General features: G+C 67.0%; 14 protein-coding genes. 4 read left to right on the top strand and 10 right to left on the bottom strand.

Features of this window, described 5'->3' with window-relative positions:
• Window positions 1–204 precede the first annotated feature (204 nt).
• Both ASE69_RS13120 and ASE69_RS13115 read left to right on the top strand, forming a co-directional pair.
• Window positions 205–1,911, top strand: a complete 1,707-nt coding sequence (locus ASE69_RS13120; RefSeq protein ID WP_056487379.1) for a M28 family metallopeptidase — start codon at window positions 205–207, stop codon at window positions 1,909–1,911.
• On the top strand, window positions 1,908–2,744 hold the full coding sequence (locus ASE69_RS13115; RefSeq protein ID WP_056487377.1) for an NAD(P)-dependent oxidoreductase: 837 nt from the start codon (window positions 1,908–1,910) through the stop codon (window positions 2,742–2,744). Before ASE69_RS13120 ends, ASE69_RS13115 begins: the two co-directional genes overlap by 4 nt.
• On the opposite strand, the gene ASE69_RS13110 is transcribed toward ASE69_RS13115, so the two are convergent.
• The 3 genes from ASE69_RS13110 to ASE69_RS13100 all read right to left on the bottom strand — a co-directional run bounded on the left by ASE69_RS13110 (window position 2,657) and on the right by ASE69_RS13100 (window position 6,881).
• Window positions 2,657–3,580: a DMT family transporter gene (locus ASE69_RS13110; protein ID WP_056487374.1), complete on the bottom strand. Its 924-nt coding sequence runs from the start codon at window positions 3,578–3,580 to the stop codon at window positions 2,657–2,659. The two genes, ASE69_RS13115 and ASE69_RS13110, sit on opposite strands and share 88 nt — an antisense overlap.
• Entirely contained in the window at window positions 3,577–4,578 is a 1,002-nt protein-coding gene (locus ASE69_RS13105; RefSeq protein ID WP_056487371.1) for a threonine aldolase family protein, read from the bottom strand. Before ASE69_RS13105 ends, ASE69_RS13110 begins: the two co-directional genes overlap by 4 nt.
• A 149-nt stretch (window positions 4,579–4,727) precedes the next feature.
• On the bottom strand, window positions 4,728–6,881 hold the full coding sequence (locus ASE69_RS13100; RefSeq protein ID WP_082453144.1) for a transglycosylase domain-containing protein: 2,154 nt from the start codon (window positions 6,879–6,881) through the stop codon (window positions 4,728–4,730).
• Between the two features lie 228 nt (window positions 6,882–7,109).
• Between ASE69_RS13100 and ASE69_RS13095 the strand changes: the two genes are divergently transcribed.
• Window positions 7,110–7,709 carry an NADPH-dependent FMN reductase gene (locus ASE69_RS13095; protein WP_235518724.1) on the top strand — a complete coding sequence of 200 codons (600 nt, stop codon included), beginning with the start codon at window positions 7,110–7,112 and terminating at the stop codon, window positions 7,707–7,709.
• A gap of 144 nt (window positions 7,710–7,853) precedes the next feature.
• Here ASE69_RS13095 and ASE69_RS13090 read toward each other — a convergent pair whose 3' ends face one another.
• Genes ASE69_RS13090 through ASE69_RS13080 form a run of 3 tightly spaced genes read right to left on the bottom strand, consistent with a single transcriptional unit; the run spans window position 7,854 to window position 13,834 of the window.
• Window positions 7,854–9,401, bottom strand: coding sequence for an efflux transporter outer membrane subunit (locus tag ASE69_RS13090; protein ID WP_056487367.1), 1,548 nt, complete (start codon window positions 9,399–9,401; stop codon window positions 7,854–7,856).
• Window positions 9,402–9,406: 5 nt separating this feature from the next.
• Window positions 9,407–12,619 carry an efflux RND transporter permease subunit gene (locus tag ASE69_RS13085; protein ID WP_056487364.1) on the bottom strand — a complete coding sequence of 1,071 codons (3,213 nt, stop codon included), beginning with the start codon at window positions 12,617–12,619 and terminating at the stop codon, window positions 9,407–9,409.
• A gap of 6 nt (window positions 12,620–12,625) precedes the next feature.
• A complete protein-coding gene (locus ASE69_RS13080) occupies window positions 12,626–13,834 on the bottom strand; it encodes an efflux RND transporter periplasmic adaptor subunit (protein ID WP_056488266.1) in 1,209 nt (402 codons plus the stop codon).
• A gap of 213 nt (window positions 13,835–14,047) precedes the next feature.
• Here ASE69_RS13080 and ASE69_RS13075 point away from each other — a divergent pair, with 213 nt between their 5' ends.
• Window positions 14,048–14,539, top strand: coding sequence for a TetR family transcriptional regulator (locus ASE69_RS13075; RefSeq protein WP_235518722.1), 492 nt, complete (start codon window positions 14,048–14,050; stop codon window positions 14,537–14,539).
• Window positions 14,540–14,751: 212 nt separating this feature from the next.
• Here the strand turns inward: ASE69_RS13075 and ASE69_RS13070 are convergent, their stop codons facing one another.
• From ASE69_RS13070 to ASE69_RS13055, 4 genes are all read right to left on the bottom strand, one after another.
• Complete coding sequence (locus ASE69_RS13070; protein ID WP_056487361.1) at window positions 14,752–15,783, bottom strand: sensor histidine kinase; 1,032 nt, start codon at window positions 15,781–15,783, stop codon at window positions 14,752–14,754.
• Complete coding sequence (locus ASE69_RS13065; protein ID WP_056053360.1) at window positions 15,780–16,220, bottom strand: response regulator; 441 nt, start codon at window positions 16,218–16,220, stop codon at window positions 15,780–15,782. Before ASE69_RS13065 ends, ASE69_RS13070 begins: the two co-directional genes overlap by 4 nt.
• Window positions 16,217–17,722 (bottom strand): sensor histidine kinase, encoded by a 1,506-nt coding sequence (locus tag ASE69_RS13060; RefSeq protein WP_056487359.1) that lies wholly within the window; start codon window positions 17,720–17,722, stop codon window positions 16,217–16,219. The genes ASE69_RS13065 and ASE69_RS13060 overlap by 4 nt, the downstream gene beginning before the upstream one ends.
• Window positions 17,723–17,797: 75 nt before the next feature.
• Complete coding sequence (locus ASE69_RS13055) at window positions 17,798–18,577, bottom strand: exonuclease domain-containing protein (protein WP_056488263.1); 780 nt, start codon at window positions 18,575–18,577, stop codon at window positions 17,798–17,800.
• Between the last annotated feature and the right edge of the window lie 12 nt (window positions 18,578–18,589).

Below are 18,589 nucleotides of genomic sequence, written 5' to 3'. Positions count from 1 at the left end.
CTCCCCGGCGGAGGCCGGGGTCCAGTTGGAGAGGTTGCAGTAACGGAGCGCAGCCTGCGTCAGCACCGTTTCCCAACTGGACCCCGGCCTCCGCCGGGGTGGTACTTCTCTGCGGAGAAGGTCTTTGCTCCATGCCCCAAAGCTTGCGCGGGTGACGGTGGATGCTACGCCGCTGCAACACGTTCCCTTTGCAAGGATTTTCGGATGTATCGTCCTATCGGCGCGCTCGCGGTGCTCGCGCTTTCTACCTCTGCCCTTGCTCAGACTGCGCCCCAAGCTGCTCCCGCGCCGGCTCCGGTGACCGCGCCAAATACGGTCGAGCTGAACGCGAAGCTCGCCGCACCGCTGCCGGCGGATCAGGCGGCGATGAAGGCGCACGTGCTGTTTCTCGCGTCGGACGCGATGAAGGGTCGCGAGGCTGGCAGCCCCGAGTTCGATATCGCCGCGCAATATGTCGCCGCGCAATTTTATGCGGCGGGTCTGCGGCCGGGTGGCGATCAGGGCGGGTATCTCCAGACCGTGCCGCTCGTGTCGTACAAGGCGGCGAGCAAGGGCGATTTCATCTGGACCGGTCGCGGGCCTGCGCAGCCGTTCGTGTTCGGTGAGGATTACGTGCCCGCCGCGAACGGCGCGAAGGCGGAGACCAGCGTGTCGGCGCCCGTCGTGTTCGTCGGTTACGGGATCGACGCGCCGCAATATGGCCAGGACGATTACAAGGGCGTCGACGTGCGCGGCAAGATCGTCGCGTATTTCGGCGGCTCGCCCGCGCGGTTCGGTGGCGAGGAGCGTGCGTTCTTCGGCTCGGGCGGCACCAAGGCTGCGATCGCACAGGCCAAGGGCGCGGTCGGCGTGATCACGCTGGAAAGCCCGCGCTCGGCCAAGGTGCGGACGTTCGGCAAGATGGCGGAGTTTTATGCGACGCCGCGGATGACGTGGGCGAATCCCGACGGCACCGGCAAGGTCGATGCGCCCGGCGCGCCGTCGCTCGGCACGGTCAGCATGGTCGGTGCGGCCAAGCTGTTCGCGGGTGCGAAGACGCCTTGGAGCAAGGTCGTCAAGCAGGCGAACAGCGACAACGCGAAGTTCAAGGCGGTGCCGCTGGTCGGCATGGTCACCGTCGCGACCAAGACGAACTTTGTGCCCGCTGCCAGCAGCAACGTCGTCGGCATTATCCCCGGCAACGATCCTGTGGTCGGCAAGGAGGTCGTCGTGCTCTCCGCCCATCTCGATCATATCGGCATCACCAAGCCAGTGAAGGGCGATGCGCTCAACAACGGCGCGCTCGACAATGCGATCGGCATCGCCAGCCTGATCGAGGAGGCCAAGCGCTTCACCGCCAGCGGCCAGGCGCCAAAGCGGACGATCATGTTCCTGGCCGTCACCGGCGAGGAGAAGGGGCTGGTCGGCAGCGATTACTTCACCAATCACCCGACCGTGCCGCTGACCTCGATCGTCGCGGACGTGAACCTCGACATGCCGATCCTCACCTACAAGTTCGAGGACATGGTGGTGTTCGGCGCCGAGCGCTCGACGATCGGCCCGATCGTCCAGAAGGCGGTGGCGGCGATCGGCGTCGGCCTGTCGCCCGACCCGATGCCGGAGGAGGGCATCTTCGTCCGCTCGGATCATTTCCGCTTCGTCCAGAAGGGGATCCCGTCGGTATTCCTGTGGCCGGGCCAGAAGGGGCCGGGCAAGGCCGCGGTCGCGTATTTCATGGCGAACAATTATCACAAGCCGTCGGACGACCTGACGCAGCCGATCCTGTGGGATCAGGGCGTGCGGTTCGTCGATGCGAACTACCGGATCGCGCGCGAGATCGCCGACGGGGCGCAGCGGCCGGTGTGGAATTCGGGCGACTATTTCGGGACGTTGTACAAGGGGCCGATGGCTGGCGCGGCGGTGGGCAAATGAGCCGGCTGCTGGTCTTCGGTCTCGGCTACACCGCGTCGCGGCTTGCCGAGCGGCTTGCGGCAGATGGCTGGCATGTCGTCGGCACCACGCGCGACGGTCGCGGCGATACGCTCAGGTTTGACGATACGGATGCGGTGACGGCGGAGATCGCGGCGGCGACGCATATCCTGTCGTCGGTGCCGCCCGAGCATGAGGCGGACCCGGTGCTCGGGCGCTACGGTTCGTTGTTGCTGCGGACACGCGCTTGGATCGGCTATCTGTCGTCGACGGGGGTGTACGGCGATGCGCAGGGTGCGTGGGTGGACGAGACGGCACCGATCGGTGGCGGTCGTCGGAGCGCGCGCGCGGCGGCGGATGCGGACTGGCTGGCCATTGGTGCGCGGACGTTTCGGTTGCCGGGTATCTATGGTCCCGGGCGCTCGCCGCTCGACAGGGTGCGGCAGGGCAAGGCGCACAGGATCGAGCAACCCGGCCAGGTGTTCAGTCGCGCGCATGTCGACGATATCGTCTCGGGTGTGATCGCCGGGTTCGATGCGCCGGCAGGGGCGTATAATCTTGCGGACGACGTGCCTGCGTCGCAGAACGACGTGGTGGCGTTCGCGGCGATGTTGCTTGGGATGCCCGCGCCGCCGTTCGTGACGCTCGAGGAACTCTCGGCGATGGGGCGCGGATTTTATAACGAGAACCGGCGGGTGGCGAACGGTAAGGCTAAGCGCGTGCTTGGCTGGACGCCCGCCTGGCCCAACTACCGCGCCGGCCTGCGTGCGCTGAGTGCGATGACGAGGCCGATTCCCGACAACACCGCGCCGGCGACGGCCAGCGTCGACCAGTGATAGCGTTCGAAGATCGTAGATAGCAGCATCGCGATCACCGGCACGATGACGCCCGAATAGGCCGCCTTGGCTGGGCCGATCGCGCGGATGACGTTGAAATAGAGCGGGAAAGCGAGCGCGGAGGCGAACACGCCGAGATAGAGGATGCCCGCGACATAGCCGAAGCGCGGCTCGAACACCGGCGGCCCGGTGGTGATCCAGGCGAACGCCGCGTCGAGGCTCGCGCCGATCAGCATTGCCATCGCGAGCGTCGGTGCCATCGGATAGCGTTTGGCGAACGCGCTGCCCTGGATGACGTTGGCGACCGACGCGGCCATCACGCCGCACAGCGTCAGGACGATGCCGATCGTCGCCGAGCGCGGCCCGTGCGGATCGACCCGCGCCTCGTTGACGAACAGCAACGCGACCCCCGCCATCGCGACCGCGCACCCGACCATCAGCTGCCGTCCGAGCCGTTGCTTGAGGAAGATTCGGCCGAAGATCGCGTTGGGGACGAGCAGGAGCGCGAACACGACCGCGACGAGGCCCGAGGTCACGTAATGCTCGGCGCGGTAGACGAAGTTGAAGTTGAACGTGAACAGCGCGATGCCGATCACGGCCGCGAACGTATAGCCGCGCGCGTCGAACTTGAAGCTTTCGCGCTTGATGCCTGCGTAGATCGCCATTGCGATGCCGGCGACGAGGAAGCGGTAGCTGATCGACCAGCTCGGCGGCACCACCGCGATCTGGTCGCGGATGACGAGCCAGGTCGAGCCCCAGATCAGCGTGACGATGCCGAACGGGATCAGTACGGCCGCGCGGGTCGACTGTGGTGGGTCGGTCGGGCCGGGGGTCATAACTCCCGGATCGCATCGGCGAGCAGGCCGACCGCGTCCGCCGGACTGTCCCAGGCGGTGACGAGGCGAACCTCGCCCGCGGCCCAGTCGTAGAAGTCGAAGCCTTTCGCTCGCAGCGCTGCGGCTTCTTCCGGCGTGGCGCGGAGGAACACTTCGTTCGCCTCGACCGGGTGGACGAGGCGGTCGCCGGCGGCGGTGGCGAGCTTGGCGGCGGAGTCGTTCGCTGTTTTCGCATTGGCGAGCCAGAGGTCGTTGTCCAGCATGGCGAGGATCTGCGCGGCGAGATAGCGCCCCTTCGACAGCAGCAGGCCTGCGCGTTTGCGGCGGTATTGCGTGACGGCGGCAAGGTCGGGCTTGAAGAAGACCAAGGCTTCCGCGCTCATCGCGCCGTTCTTGACGAAGCCGAAGCTCAGCGCGTCGACGCCCGCGCGCCACGTCATCTCGGCGGGCGAGCAGCCGACACGCGCCATCGCGTTGGCAAAGCGCGCCCCGTCCATGTGGAAGCCGAGCCCGCGGTCCTTTGCCAGCGCGCCAATCGCAGCGACTTCATGCGGCTGGTAGACGCGGCCATATTCGGTGGCGTTGGTGATCGAGATCGCGTGCGGCTGGACGCGGTGGACGTCGTCGGGGATCGCGTCGAGGACGGTGCGGATGGTGTCGGGGGTCAGCTTTGCGCCATCGCCGTCGGCGAGGAACAGCTTGGCGCCGTGCGTGTAGAATTCGGGCGCGCCGCCCTCATCGTTCTGGATATGCGCGTCGCGGTGGCAGACGATGCCGCCGTGCGGGGGGCAGAGTGCGGCGAGCGCGAGGCAGTTGGCGGCGGTGCCGGTGGGGACCCAGAGGACGGCGACGTCGGTCTCGAACAGCGCGGACAGGCGGCCGTCGAGCTGCTGGCTCCACGCGTCGCCGGCATAGGCGGTGTCGAGCGTGTCGGCGGCGGCGATCGCGGCCATGACCTGAGGGTGGATCGTGGCGGCGTTGTCGGAGAAGAAGCGCATGGGGGAGACATGCTGCGATGCGGTGTTGGCGTCAACGGGAGTGTCGCCGCTCGGACGTTGGCGACCGCTTTCTTGTTCTCCCGCGAAGGCGGGAGCCCAGTCTGGGTCCCCGCCTTCGCGGGGAAACAAGCTGCTCTACGGCTGGAGCCCTATTGCCCCTCGTCGGGTCCCGGTTCTTCTTCCGGCGGCCGGCGATCGTCGCGGGGAGGCGGGCCTTCCTGGCGGTCGCGGCGGGAGGGGCCGACGGAGATAGTGCCGTCCTCGCCCATCTTCAGGTTGAAGCCCATTCCTTCGATCTCCCCGCCTAGCGGCAGAATGGAATTCTCTTGGTCTTCCGCTGGCAGTGAGTCCGGATCGACCTCTTCCACCGCGGGCGCAGGCGCCGCGATCGGTGCGATCCCCAGCGCGCTCTGCATGAAGTCGCGCCAGATCCGTGCGGGGATGCCGCCGCCCGACAGGCCGGGGTTCGACGAATTGTCGTCGTTGCCGACCCACACGCCGACCACCAGATCGCGCGCGAAGCCGACGAACAGCGCGTCCTTGTTGTCCGACGTCGTGCCGGTCTTGCCGAACGCGTCGACCGTGAGGTTCGCGCCGCGCCCGGTGCCGGTGCGGATCGAGGCCGCCAGCAGGTCGAGCATCTCGTCGTGGATATTGCTCGGCATCTCGGTCGCGCCGCCGGTCAGCGACTGGTACCAGCCCTTCTCGCGGACGTCGGCGAGCCCGCGCGGCTGGACCGGATATTGCTCGCGCGCGATCGCGGCATAGGCGGCGGTCAGTTCGAGCAGCGACACGGTCGAGGTGCCGAGGCCGATCGTCGCCTCGCTCGGGATAGGCGTCGAGATGCCGAGATCGCGCGCCGCCTTGATCACCGCCTTCACGCCGACCTGTTGTGTGAGCCGCGCAGCCGCCACGTTGGACGAGCGTGCGAATGCCTGGCGCAGCGTGATCGTCCCCTGATAGCGGCCGTCGCTGTTCTTCGGGGTCCAGTCGCCTATCGTCACCGGGCGGTCCTCGATCGTCGAATCGGGGGTGAGGCCCTGGCGCATCGCGGCGAGGTAGACGAACAGCTTGAAGGTCGAGCCGGGCTGGCGCCGCGCCTGCGTCGCGCGGTTGAACGGGCTTTTCGCGTAGTTCTTGCCGCCGATCATCGCGACGACGCGGCCATCGGGTCGCATCGCCACCAGCGCGACCTGCGCCTGACGCAGACCCGCGCGCGCTATGGTGCGTTCTGCCGCGCGCTGTAGCCGCGGGTCTAGTGTCGTCTGGACGGTCGCCTCGGTCTTGATCTCACCGGCCTGGTCGCGCGCTTCGGGGAGTATCCAATCGGCGAAATAGGTGCCGTTGGGGAGCTGCGACGGGCGGCTGCCGAGTACGCGCTGCGGTTGGACCGCCTCGCCCTCCGCCTTGGTAAGGAAGCCCGCGTCGACCATCGCGCCGACCACGACGGCCTCTCGCTTGCGCGCGCCTTCGAGGTTGGAGGTGGGGGCGAGACGCGACGGTGCCTTGACGAGGCCGGCGAGCATTGCCGCCTGGCCGACGTTGAGCTTGTCGGGGGTCCGACCGAAATAGTGCTTGGCGGCCGCGCTGATCCCGTAGGTGTTGTCGCCGAAATAGACGTTGGAGACATAGCGCGAGAGGATTTCGTTCTTCGACAGCCATGCCTCGAGCCAGAACGCGATCATCGCCTCGCGAATCTTCCGCGTCGCGGTGCGGTCCGAATCGAGGAACGCGTTCTTCGCGAGCTGCTGCGTGATCGTCGAGCCGCCCTGGCGCACGCCGCCCGAGCCCATGTTCGCCCAGGCTGCGCGCGCGATGCCGCGCGGGTCGACGCCCCAGTGCGAATAGAAGCGCCGGTCCTCGATTGCTAGGAACGCCTGCGTGACGTGCGCCGGAAGCTTCGAGGCATCGACCGACTTGCCGATGATCGCACCGCGTCGCGCGATTGGCGTGCCGTCGTCCGCGGTCAGCGTGATGGAGGGCGGGGTCGGTGGCTGGAGCGACTTCGACAGCGGTGCGGTGATCGCCAGCCAGATGATCGCGATCACCAGCAGGACGATGCCGATCCCCGCTCCGCGCAGGATCCAGCGACCGATCGGACGCTTGCGTCGTGGCGTGCTGGGGGTGGCGTAGGCCGCGCCGAAGTCGCGATCATACGGGGCGGGATCTTCACCGTCCCGCTCGGCCTCGTATTTCTGGCGCAGGCGTTCGCGCTCAGTGATCAGCCGCTCGCGCTCATAGGCGTAGGGCTCGCGGTCGCCGCTGGAGCTGGAACGGTTGGGGTCGAAGGGATCGGGGCGCATCGGTCGTTCCAGCGGGTCGGCCAAGCGGCGGACGTCAGGTGTATTATCGTTCTATGACAGCTCGGGCAAGTCTGTGCTTGCGCCGTCCGTTCCTGCGCATGCTTAACGTGTACAGGGGCTTAGCGACAGCGGCACTACGTTCGCCGGACGAGAACCGACCGAAGCGCTGTTGTCATCGCGCGACGAAACGGGAAAGAGCATCGCATGACGTTCGAACAGGATAAAACCGTGGCCGCTTCCGACACTCCTCCCGCCGTCCTGCCGCTGGTCGTCGGCATCGGCGGCACGATCGGCGGCGTCTCGTCGACCGAGCGTGCGCTGCGGATCGCGCTCGATGCGGTCGAGAAACAGGGCTATCGCACGCAGATGTTCGGCGGCGCCGACATGGCGCGGCTGCCGCTCTACGATCCGAAGGCGACGACGCGGACGCCCGACGAACAGGCGTTCGTCGCGGCGGTGCGCGAGGCGTCGGCGGTGATCATCGCAAGTCCCGGCTATCACGGCAGCATTTCAGGCGTCGTGAAGAACGCGCTCGACCTGCTGGAGGAAACCGCGCGCGATCCGGAGCGGCCGTATCTGGCGGACATGCCGGTCGGGCTGATCGCGACGGCGTATGGGTGGCAGGCGACGGGGAGCACGATCGCGGCGTTGCGGTCGATCGTCCATGCGTTGCGCGGGTGGCCGACGCCGTTTGCCGCCGCGATCAATACGCAGGTGACGAAGTTCGACGATGAGGGCGGGGCGAGCGATCCTGCGGTGCTCGAGCAGTTGCGGCTGGTCGGGCGGCAGGTGGCACGGTTCGCGCCGTTGTCGGAGCCGGCGAACTAGAACCTTCTCGCCCCTCCCTGAAAGGGAGGGGTTCGGGGGTGGGTCGGTTTCGATCTGTCCAGACGCCGCGACACGAGCGGGCCTACCCACCCCCAGCCCCTCCCTTCCAGGGAGGGGGGCAGGTCATGTTGTTGGAAGCAGGCCTTACTTCAGGCCACCACCGAGCGAGCGGTAGAGTTCGACCGCGTTGCTGTCGCGGACGAGGCGTGTCGCGAGCAGGCTCTGCTGGGCGGTGTAGAGCGCGCGCTGCGAATCGAGCGTGTTGAGGAACGGGTCGATACCGGCGCGGAAGCGGAGCTGCGACAGGTTATACGCGCCGGCCGCGTTGTCACGCAGCGACGTCTGAGCCTCGAGCTGGCTGTTGATCGTGCCGCGACGTGCCAGCGCATCGGCGACCTCGCGGAAGCCGGTCTGGATGCTCCGTTCATACGTGGCCAGCATCGCGTCGCGCGTCGCCTTGGCGTATTGCAGGTTGCCCTTGTTGCGACCGAAATCGAAGATCGGCTGCGTGATCGACGGGGCGACCGACCATTGCTGGCTGCCGCTGCCGAACAGGTTGGACAAGCCAAGGCTGAGCGTGCCGAATGCCGCGGTCAGCGAAATGTTCGGGAAGAACGCCGCGCGCGCCGCGCCGATATTCGCGTTGGCGGCGATCAAGTTGTGCTCGGCCGCGGCGACGTCCGGGCGGCGTAACAGCACCTCCGATGACAGGTTGGCGGGCAGATTCTCCAGCGTCGGCGTCTTGTCCGGCATCCGCGCGGGAAGCAGATCCTGCGTCACGGTCGTCCCGGCGAGCAGGTTGAGCGCGTTCTGGTCCTGCGCGATCAGCGTGGTCGCGTCGGCAATGTCCGAGCGCGCCTGGTCATAGGTGGTGCGCGCCTGACGCACTTCGAGCTCGGAGGCGATGCCGATCCGGAAGCGGTCCTGCGTGAGCTTCAGCGTCTGGCCGAACGCGCGCTCGGTATCCTGCGCGATCTTGAGGCGGTCCTGGTCGGCGGCCATCGTCAGCCACGCGGTCGCGGTCTCCGAGATGAGCGACACCTGGGCGGCGTTGCGGTTTTCTTCCGCCGCGAAATACGCTTCCTGCTGCGCCTGCGTCAGGTTGCGGATGCGGCCGAAGAGGTCGATTTCCCATGCCGAGATGCCAACATTGGCCGAATAGATGTCGGCGCGCCCGCTGCCCGTGACGGCCGTGCCAGCGCCGCCGGTACCACCACCGGTGCCGCCACCCGTTCCGGTACCGCCACCGACGCCGCCCGTGCCACCACCAGTGCCGCCGCCCGTGCCGCCGCCGACACCGCCTACGCCGCCGCCAACCGCACCGAACGGCGACTTCTGGTAGGTCGCGCTGCCGGTTGCGCCGATCGTCGGGAACAGGTCCGCGCGCTGGACGCGGTATTGCGCGCGCGCCTGTGCGACGTTGGCGACCGCGATGCGGACGTCGCGGTTATTGTCGAGCGCGAGGCGGATCACGCCGCGCAGGCGGTCGTCGGTAAAGAACGCCTCCCACGCGGTGTCCGCCGGTACGATCGCGTTCGCGGCGTTGCCGGCCGCATAGGCTGGCCCGGTCGGTCCGCTTGGTGCCACGGGAAGCTCCGGACGGACGTATTTGGGGGCGAGGTTGCATCCGGCGAGCGTGAGCCCGGCGGCGAACGTGAGCGCGGTGCGGCTGGAGATCTTGGTCGAGAACATCTGGATCAGGCCTCCTGCGGCCGCTGGTCGTGGGGGGGCTTGGTGCCGCCGTCACGGTTGTCGTCACGGTTGCCGTCGCGGTCGGGCACCTGGTCGCGGTCCTGCCCCGAGCCGGCCTTGTCCTGCTTGAAGACGCGCTTCACGAGCAGGAAGAACAGCGGCACGAAGAAGATCGCGAGGACGGTCGCGGACAGCATGCCGCCAACCACCGCCCAGCCGATCGCGTTCTGGCCGCCGGCGCCGGCACCGCTCGACAAGGCGAGCGGCAACACGCCGAAGATGAACGCGAACGACGTCATCAGGATCGGGCGAAGGCGGAGTTTGGCCGCCTCGACCGCGGCATCGGCCGCGTTCATCCCGTCGCCCATCTTCTCCTCGGCGAACTCCACGATCAGGATCGCGTTCTTCGCCGCCACGCCGATTGTCGTGATCAGCCCGACCTGGAGGTAGATGTCGTTGTTCAGCCCGAAGAGCATCGCCGCGCCGACCGCGCCGAGGACGCCGAGCGGCACCACCAGCAGGACGGCGATCGGGATCGACCAGCTCTCGTACAGTGCGGCCAGGCAGAGGAACACGATCAGCAGCGAGAGTGCGTAGACCGTGGTCGACTGGCCGCCCGATAGGTTTTCCTCATAGCTGAGCCCGGTCCACTCATAGCCGATGCCGGGGGGCAGCTTGGCCGCCATCTCCTCCATCGCCTTGATCGCGGTGCCGCTGCTGACGCCCGGCGCCGGCGAGCCCATGATCTCGAACGAGGCTACGCCGTTATAGCGTTCGAGGCGTGACGGGCCGTAGTTCCAGCTTGTCGTCGAGAAGGAAGAGAACGGCGCCATCGCGTTGCTGGTCGTGCCGCGGACGTAGAAGTTGCCGAGATCGGCGGGCGTCGTGCGGAACGGTGCGTCGGCCTGCACAAACACCTTCTTCACGCGACCGCGGTCGATGAAGTCGTTGATGTACGCGCCACCGAATGCGGTGCTGACGGTGGTGTTGATGTCCTGCTGGCTGAGGCCGAGTGCCCCCGCCTGCGCCTGGTCGACGTTCAGTTTCAGCTGTGGCGCATCCTCCAGGCCGTTCGGACGGACCTGCATCAGGCGCTTGTCCTGGCTGGCCATGCCAAGCAGCATGTTGCGCGCCTCGAGCAGTTTCTCGTGACCGACGCCGGCATTGTCCTTCAGCATGAAGTCGAAGCCGTTGGCGTTGCCCAGTTCCTGCACGGCGGGCGGCACGAAGCCGATCACCATGCCGGCACGGATCCCGGCGAGCGCCTGGTTGGCACGGGCGGCAACCGCGGCGACGCTGTTCTCCTTGCCGCTACGATCTTCCCAGGGCTTGAGCTGGATGAAGGCGATGCCGACATTCTGGCCTTGGCCGACGAAGCCGAAGCCGCTGATCGTGAAGATACCCGCGGTATTGGCCTTCTCGTCGATCATGAAGTGATCGCGGACCTTGTCCATCGTCCGGGTGGTCTCCTCCATCGGCGTACCCGACGGCATCGAGACCTGTGCGAACATCACGCCCTGATCTTCCTCGGGGAGGAAGCCCGAGGGCAGGCGGACGAAGATGAACGCCATCGCGACGACGATCACGGCATAGACCAGCATCGTGCGGACCCAGCCCTTCTCGACGCGGCGCAGGCCGTTGCCATACTTGCCGACGCCCTTGTCGAAGGTGCGGTTGAACCAGCCGAAGAAGCCCTTCTTCTCGCCATGCCCTTCCTTGGCAGGCTTCAGGATCGTCGCGCAGAGCGCGGGCGTGAGGATCAACGCGACCAGCACCGAGAGCGCCATCGACGACACGATGGTGATCGAGAACTGGCGGAAGATCACGCCGGTCGAGCCGCTGAAGAACGCCATCGGCAGGAACACCGCCGACAGCACGAGGCCGATGCCGACCAGCGCACCGCTGATCTCGTCCATCGACTTCTTGGCGGCTTCCTTCGGGGATAGCCCTTCCTCCTGGATCAGGCGCTCGACGTTCTCGACGACGACGATCGCGTCATCGACGAGCAGGCCGATTGCCAGCACCATGCCGAACAAGGTCAGCGTGTTGATCGTGAACCCCGCGACCTGGAGCACGGCAAGCGAGCCGAGCAACACGACCGGGACAGCGATCGTCGGGATCAGCGTGGCGCGGAAATTCTGGAGGAACAGGAACATCACGAGGAAGACGAGGACGATCGCCTCGATCAGCGTGTGGATGACCTGCTCGACCGACAGCCGCACGAACGTCGAATTGTCGATCGGGAACGCGACCTTGACGTCGGGCGGGAACTGCTTGGCGATCCGGTTGACCTCGGCCTTGACCAGCTTGACGGTATCGAGCGCGTTCGCACCCGGTGCCAGCTTCACGCCGAAGCCTGCCGCCTGCTTGCCGTTATAGCGTGCCTGGAAGCTGTAGTTCTCCGAGCCCATCTCGACGCGGGCGACGTCCGACAGGCGCACGGTCGCGCCGCTGGTCGCCGAGCGGACGATGATCGCGCGGAACTGCTCCGGCGTTTGGAGGCGCGACTGTGCGGTCACGGTCGCGTTGAGCGACTGGCCCTTCACGGCAGGCAGACTGCCGACCTGGCCGGCCGAGACCTGGGCGTTCTGCGCGGTCAGTGCGGAGGTGATGTCGGTGACGGTGACGCCGAGGTTCGACATCTTGAACGGGTCGACCCAGATCCGCATCGAATATTGCGCGCCGAACACCTGCGTGTCGCCGACGCCCTTGATGCGGCTGAGCGGATCCTGGAGCTTCGAGGCGATCATGTCGCCGAGATCGACCTGGTCGTGGTCGCCGTTTTCCGAATAGGCGGCGATGATGAGCAGGAAGTTGGCGGTCGCCTTGGTCACGCGAAGGCCGGCCTGCTGCACTTCCTGCGGCAGGAGCGGCGTTGCCTGTTGCAGCTTGTTCTGCACCTGGACCTGCGCGATGTCGGGGTCGGTGCCCTGCTCGAAGGTGAGCGTGATCGCGAGGTTGCCCGAGCCGTCCGAGGTCGAGGCGAAGTAGCGAAGGTTGTCGATGCCCTTCATCTGCTGCTCAATGATCTGCGTCGTCGTGTTCTCAAGCGTCTGTGCGTCGGCGCCCGGATAGGACGTCGCGACCGTCACCTTGGGGGCGGCGATCTCAGGGAACTGGGCGATCGGCAGCGACCGGATCGCGAGGATGCCGGCCAGCATCAGGATGATGGCGATGACCCATGCGAAGATGGGTCGATCGATGAAATAGCGTGACATGGGCGGTTACTTCCCGGCCTGCGCGGAACTGTTGCTGGTCGCACCGGACGCGTCGCCGCCTCCGGGTGCCGCGCCGGCGGGCTTGGCGACCTGCTGCGGGGCGGCGGGCTTGACGGTCGCGCCGGGACGCAGGTTGAGCAGGCCCTCGACGATCAGCTTGTCGCCGGGCTTCAGGCCGCTGGTGACGATCCACTTGTCGCCGATCACGCGGTCCGTCGTGACATTACGCTGCTCGACCTTGTTCTGCGCGTTGACGACCAGGGCGGTCGCACCGCCGCGCGGATCGCGCGTGATCCCAGCGGTCGGTGCCATGATCGCCTGGCGACGCGTGCCCTCGACGAGCTTCGCACGGACATACATGCCCGGCAGCAACAGGCCGTTGGGGTTCGGGAAGCTTGCACGCAGCGTCACCGCGCCGGTGGTCTGGTCGACCGTGACTTCGGCGAACTGCAGGCGGCCCTCGATCGGATAGGTCGTGCCGTTCGGCAGGATCAGCTGGACGCGCGCGCTGCCGTCGCCGCGGGTCACGCCGCCGCTTGCCATCGCCTGCTTCAGATCGAGCAGCTGCGCCGCCGACTGGACGACGTCGACATAGACGGTGTTGGTGCGCTGGATCGTCGCGAGCGGATCGGTCTGGCCGGTCTGGACCAGCGCGCCTACGGTCACGAGCGACCGGCCGATGCGGCCCGAGATCGGTGCCTTGATGCGCGTGAAGCCGAGGTTGACGCGCGCCGACTGAACCGCCGCCTGCTGCGCTGCAACATTGGCGCGAGCCTGTTGTGCGGATGCGTTTGCGTTGTCCGCTTCCTGCTTGCTGACTGCGTTCAGCTGGACGAGCTGGCCGTAGCGCTGCGCCTGGAGGCGGGTCGCGTTGATCTGCGACTGGGCCGCGCCGAGCTGGCCCTGTGCGCTGGCGAGCGCCGCGCGATAGGGGGCGTCCTCGATCGCGTAGAGCACCTGGCCCTTGCTGACCATCGCACCCTCGGTGAACAGGCGGTCGCGAACGACGCCGCTGACCTGCGGACGAACTTCCGAGGTCTCTACCGCGGCGATACGACCGGGAAGCTCGGAGGTGAGCACGACCGCTTCCTCGCCGACGTTGACGACGCCGACGGTCGGTGTGGGCGGAGGCGGCGGAGCCTGCTCCTTGCCGCAAGCCGACAGCAGGGAGAGCGCGAAGAGCGCCACCGATCCCTTGAGGTTCAATTGCTGCATGTTAAGCATCCCGACGTCCGTGCAGATTAGGTTCACCGGAATGAACGTTCATTCCGCTTGCTTGCCCGCTAGGATTGTGCGAGCGGCCGGTCAACCTAAAAACGCGTCGGGAACATGGTTTTGAGTGCAGTGCAGCATGAAATGGGAAGTCGGGAGCGTATCGTCTCGTCGGCCCGTCATCTGTTTGCGACACAAGGGTTTCATCAAACCCCGATGTCCGAACTGGCGGTGGCGGCGGGCGTGTCCGTCGGCCAGATCTATCGCCTGTTCACCGGCAAGAACGCGGTGATCCAGGCGATCGTAATGGAAGATGCGGCGGCCAAGATGGGCGAGCTGCAGACGATGAACGACTCGGTCAAATCGGAGCGGTTCTCGATCGAGGAAGGGTTCGTCGAACTGGCGCGGCGTGCCCTGTCGAAGGGCGACGAAGCGCTGTCGTTCGAAATCATGGCGGAGGCGCACCGCAACGCCGACGTTGCGGACACGATCGCCGACCTGTGCCGCGATTTCCGCCGGATGATCCGCGAACTCGCCTGCGTCGCCAATCCGGACTTGCAGGAGAATGAACTGGAGGGCGCGGAGGAGCTGATCCTCGCCTTCATGTTCGGGCTTGGCCACCGTACCCTGTCGCGGCCGCGGCTGTCGGAGGATGAGACGGCGCGGTTGACCGGGCGGATGATCCTGGCGGCGGTGCGCGCGATCTGAAATCCCGTAGAAAACCCCGTTCGTGCTGAGTAGCGACCGAGTAGCTTCGCAGAAGCGTATCGAGGGCGCGTATCGAAGCATCGGTTCCGCTCGCCAACCTGTCCTTCGATACGCCTTCTCGATACGCGGCTATGCCGCTACTCGATGGCTACTCAGGACGAACGGTGGAGGGCTCGACAGACGAATCATTCCGTCGTTGTAGCCGGCGCGTCCTACCGTACCGCCGCGCGGAGGGTGGCGCGGACGCCGGTGTGGGTCGGGTCGTATTCGACGATCGACTGCAGGCTCTGCGCCATCGCGCGGATCAGCTTCGTACCGAGACCGGTGCCGCGCGGGACGGCGTCTTCGGGGATGCCGCAGCCATCGTCTTCGACCGCGAGCAAAAAGACGTCGTCGTCGATCCGGCGGAGCGCGACGCGGACTTCGCCGCCGCTGTTGGGGTAGGCGTATTTGCACGCGTTGGTGACGAGTTCGGTGACGATGACGCCGAGCGACACCGCGCGGTCGGTGGGCAGGCGGATCGGCTCGGCGGCGAGGCTCAAGGCGCGGGGGAGCGCCTCGGTTGACCAGGTCTCGGCGAGTTCGTCGACCAACGCGCCGAGATATTCCTGCATGTCGACGCTCTCGACGTCGTTGCTAGTGTAGAGCCGGCGGTGGACCTGCGCGATCGCCTGGATGCGGCGCTGCGTATCTTCCAGCGCCTCACGCGCGGACGGGTCGGTCAGCGCGGTCGCCTGGAGGCGGACCATCGCCGAGACGAGTTGCAGCGAGTTGGCGACGCGGTGGTTGACCTCGCCGAGTAAGGCCTCGAGTCGCGCGTTGCTGGCGCGGAGATCGGCCTCGGCGGACGCCTTTTCCTGCTCGAGCAGGGAACGCGCGCGCACCTGTTCGAACGAGGCGGCGAGCAGGTCGAAGAAATCGTCGCCGACCGTCTTCACGACGTAATCGGCCGCCCCTGCCTTCAGCGCGGCGACTGCGATGCGGCCTTCCTCGGAGCCGGTGACGTACACGACGGGGGGCGGATCGGGCAGGCGGCGGAGCGCTTCGAGGGTCTCGAGGCCGTCCATGCCGGGCATGTAATGGTCGACCGCGATCAGGTCGAAGCGTTCCGCGGCGGCCTTCACGACACCCTCGGCCCCCGTCTCGGCGACGGTCATCCGGTAGCCGCGGCGTTCCAGGGCACGCGCTGCCAGCCGCCGGATGCCGGCGTCGTCGTCGATGTAGAGGACGCGCGTTTCGCTCACTCGGCTTCGGGGACCTGGATCACCGACAGGAACAGCCCGAGCTGGCGGATCGCCTGCGCGAAACTCTCATAGTTCACCGGCTTGGTGATGTAGACGTTGCAGCCGAGATCGTAGCAGCGCTCGATCTCGACCTTGTCGTCGGTGGTGGTGAGCACGACGACCGGCGTGCGCTTGAGCGGGCTGCCCTCGGCCTTGATTCGCGCGAGGATGTCGGTGCCGCTCATATCAGGCAGGTTCAAGTCGAGCAGGATCATCGCCGGGCCGCTTTTCGCGGGGCCATCGGCGGCATTGAACAGGAAGTCGAGCGCGGTGGTGCCGTCGGTGAAGTGACGGATATCGTTCAGGATCCCGGCGCGGCGGATGTTCTTCTCGATGAGGCGGGCATGGCCCTCGTCATCCTCGATCATCACGATGCCGACGGTCTTGTGATCGTTCATGCTGCGTCCTGGATGGTCATGTGGGTCGGCAGGTTGAGCCGGAAGGTCGCGCCGTCGCCGAGCGTCGACTGCACGTCGATCGTGCCGCCCAGACGATAGGCGAGTGCGCGGACATGCGCGAGTCCGATGCCTTCGCCCGGCTGGTCCTGCGCGCCCGAGCGGCGGAACAGGTCGAACACGCGCTGATGATCGCGCGGATCGATGCCGCGGCCGTTGTCGACCACCGACAGGATCACGCGCCCGCGTTCGGTATGGCCCTTCACGACGATCTCGCCGGGGCGGCCTGGTTTCAGATACTTGGTCGCGTTCTCGATCAGGTTCGACAGGATCTGTTCGAGCGCGAGGCGATCGGTGACGATGGCCGGTATCGGCCGCTCGACGCGCACCACGGCGCCGCGATCGTCGACGATGTGCTGCATCGCGCCGACGATCGTGTCGACCAGTTGCGCGGGGTCGATATGCTCGGGGGCGATCGTCCGCCGCCCTTCGCGCGCGAGCTTGAGGATCGCGTTGATCAGCCGGTCCATCTTCTGCGTCGAGGTGCGGATGAAGCCGATCGCCTCGGGCAGGTCCTCGCGCGCCGCCAATCGTGCGTCTTCGGTCAGGATGTGCGGCGCTTCGGCCTCGGCGCGATCGACGAGTTCGGCGAGCGGCCCCGCGGCGGTCGCGAGTTCGGCGGTGAAGCCCATCACGTTGACCAGCGGCGAGCGCAGATCGTGGCTGACGATATAGGCGAAGCGCTGGATTTCCTCGTTCGCGCGGCTGAGATCGGCGGTGCGCTCCGTGACCTGCTCCTCAAGCGTCTCGTTAAGGGTGCGCAGGCTGTCGCGCGAGGCGGCGAGGTCCGCGGTGTAGCGGCGGATCAGCAGGACCGCGAGGATCGCGACGACCAGCAGCAGCGCTGCGGCGAGCCCGGCGACCGAGAGGAACAGCGCGCTGGTGCGTTCCTGCCGCTCGGTCCGGATCGCGAGCAGGCGGACTTCGTCGGCGGCCATCGCCTGGGTGCGGTAGCGGATGCCACGCATCAAGGGGACGCTGGCGTCGACCGCGAACCGGCGCTGCGCCTCGGCGATCCGACCCGAGGCGACCAAGGTCATCGATTGCGTCCGGAGCGCGCGCAACTGGACGAAGCGCGGCTCGATCAGGTCGAGGCGGGCACCCTGCCGCGGATTGTCGCGGGTCAGATGGCGCAGCTTGCGGATCGACGGGACGAGGTTGCCCGCGCTCCGGGCATAGGCGGTGGCGAACAGCGGTTTGCCGGCCAGGATATAGCCGCGCCGCGCCGTCTCGGATTGCTCCATCTGGATCTGGAGCGTGGCGATCGCCTGGCGGACGTCCTGCGTGTGGAGGATCTCGGCGGTATAGGTGCGGTTGCGGACGGTGATCCAGCCGATTGCGATCGCGGCGGCGGCTAGCGCGATGAAGCCGAGCGTCATGAACGCGACCAGCCAACGTGCGACTCGCCCTTCCGAAGAGGGCAGTTTCAGGCGTACGCGAACCATAGGACGGGCGGTGTAGGCTGGCGGATGTCGTTACGCCAGCGATACTGCCGGGTCCGCCAGCGTAACGATATTGATTTAGAGCAGCAGGTCCTGCGCGCTCGCCTTGCCGACGAGACCGCCGCCGCTGCGCCGGTCCATCTCGTGGTTGGCGGTGAAGCGGATGTCGGAATCGCGGTCGGTCATGAACGCCATCAGCGTCTCATGATCGAGTTCGGACCACTCCTTGCCGCGATCGGGGCCATAGCGGACACGGGGGATCAGCCCCGGATCACGCGACCATTCGAGCAGCTGCGCAAGGCTCGCTTCGTTCAGCATGTCGCGCAAGTGGAACGCGGTGACGTAGGCATCGGGAAAGGCGCGATGCGCGGGCAGGCCGCGCTCGTGCTCCATGCCGTGGGGTTTGCGCCAATAGCGCAGCACCTGATTTGAGAAACTCGGCGAATCAGGCCAAAGCCTGAGCGCGCATTTCCAGGTGCAGATCCATTCGGCATCGCGGGTCAGCGCAGGGGTGCAGAACTTCTGCTCGAAATCGGCGCGGTGCGCGGCGAGTGCGAGCCGGCGTGGCCACGGGTCGAGCACCTGTCGCGCACAGTCATGCCAATATGGCGCGTCGGCGACATGCTCGTCGAGGATGTGGTGGATCGCCTGAGTCACCGGCGGGATCAGCCGGCCGGGATTGACGAGCAGGCTGCCGCCCTCGCCATAGATCTCCCAGCGGCCGTCCTCGCCGAGCGCGACGTCCTGCCAGCCGATTTCGCACACGCCGTGCGCGGGCGGGGCCGAGCCGGTGGTCTCGAGGTCGACGACCCGGATCATCTGGGGTTGCTGCTTGGGCTTGGGGTAGGGGGGCGCCATGCCCGCCATGTG

Origin of the sequence: Sphingomonas sp. Leaf208, assembly GCF_001421415.1 — a bacterium.
Lineage (GTDB): Bacteria > Pseudomonadota > Alphaproteobacteria > Sphingomonadales > Sphingomonadaceae > Sphingomonas.
The sequence above is the reverse complement of the archived record's forward strand: the minus strand, read 5'-3'. Positions and strand labels throughout refer to the sequence as shown.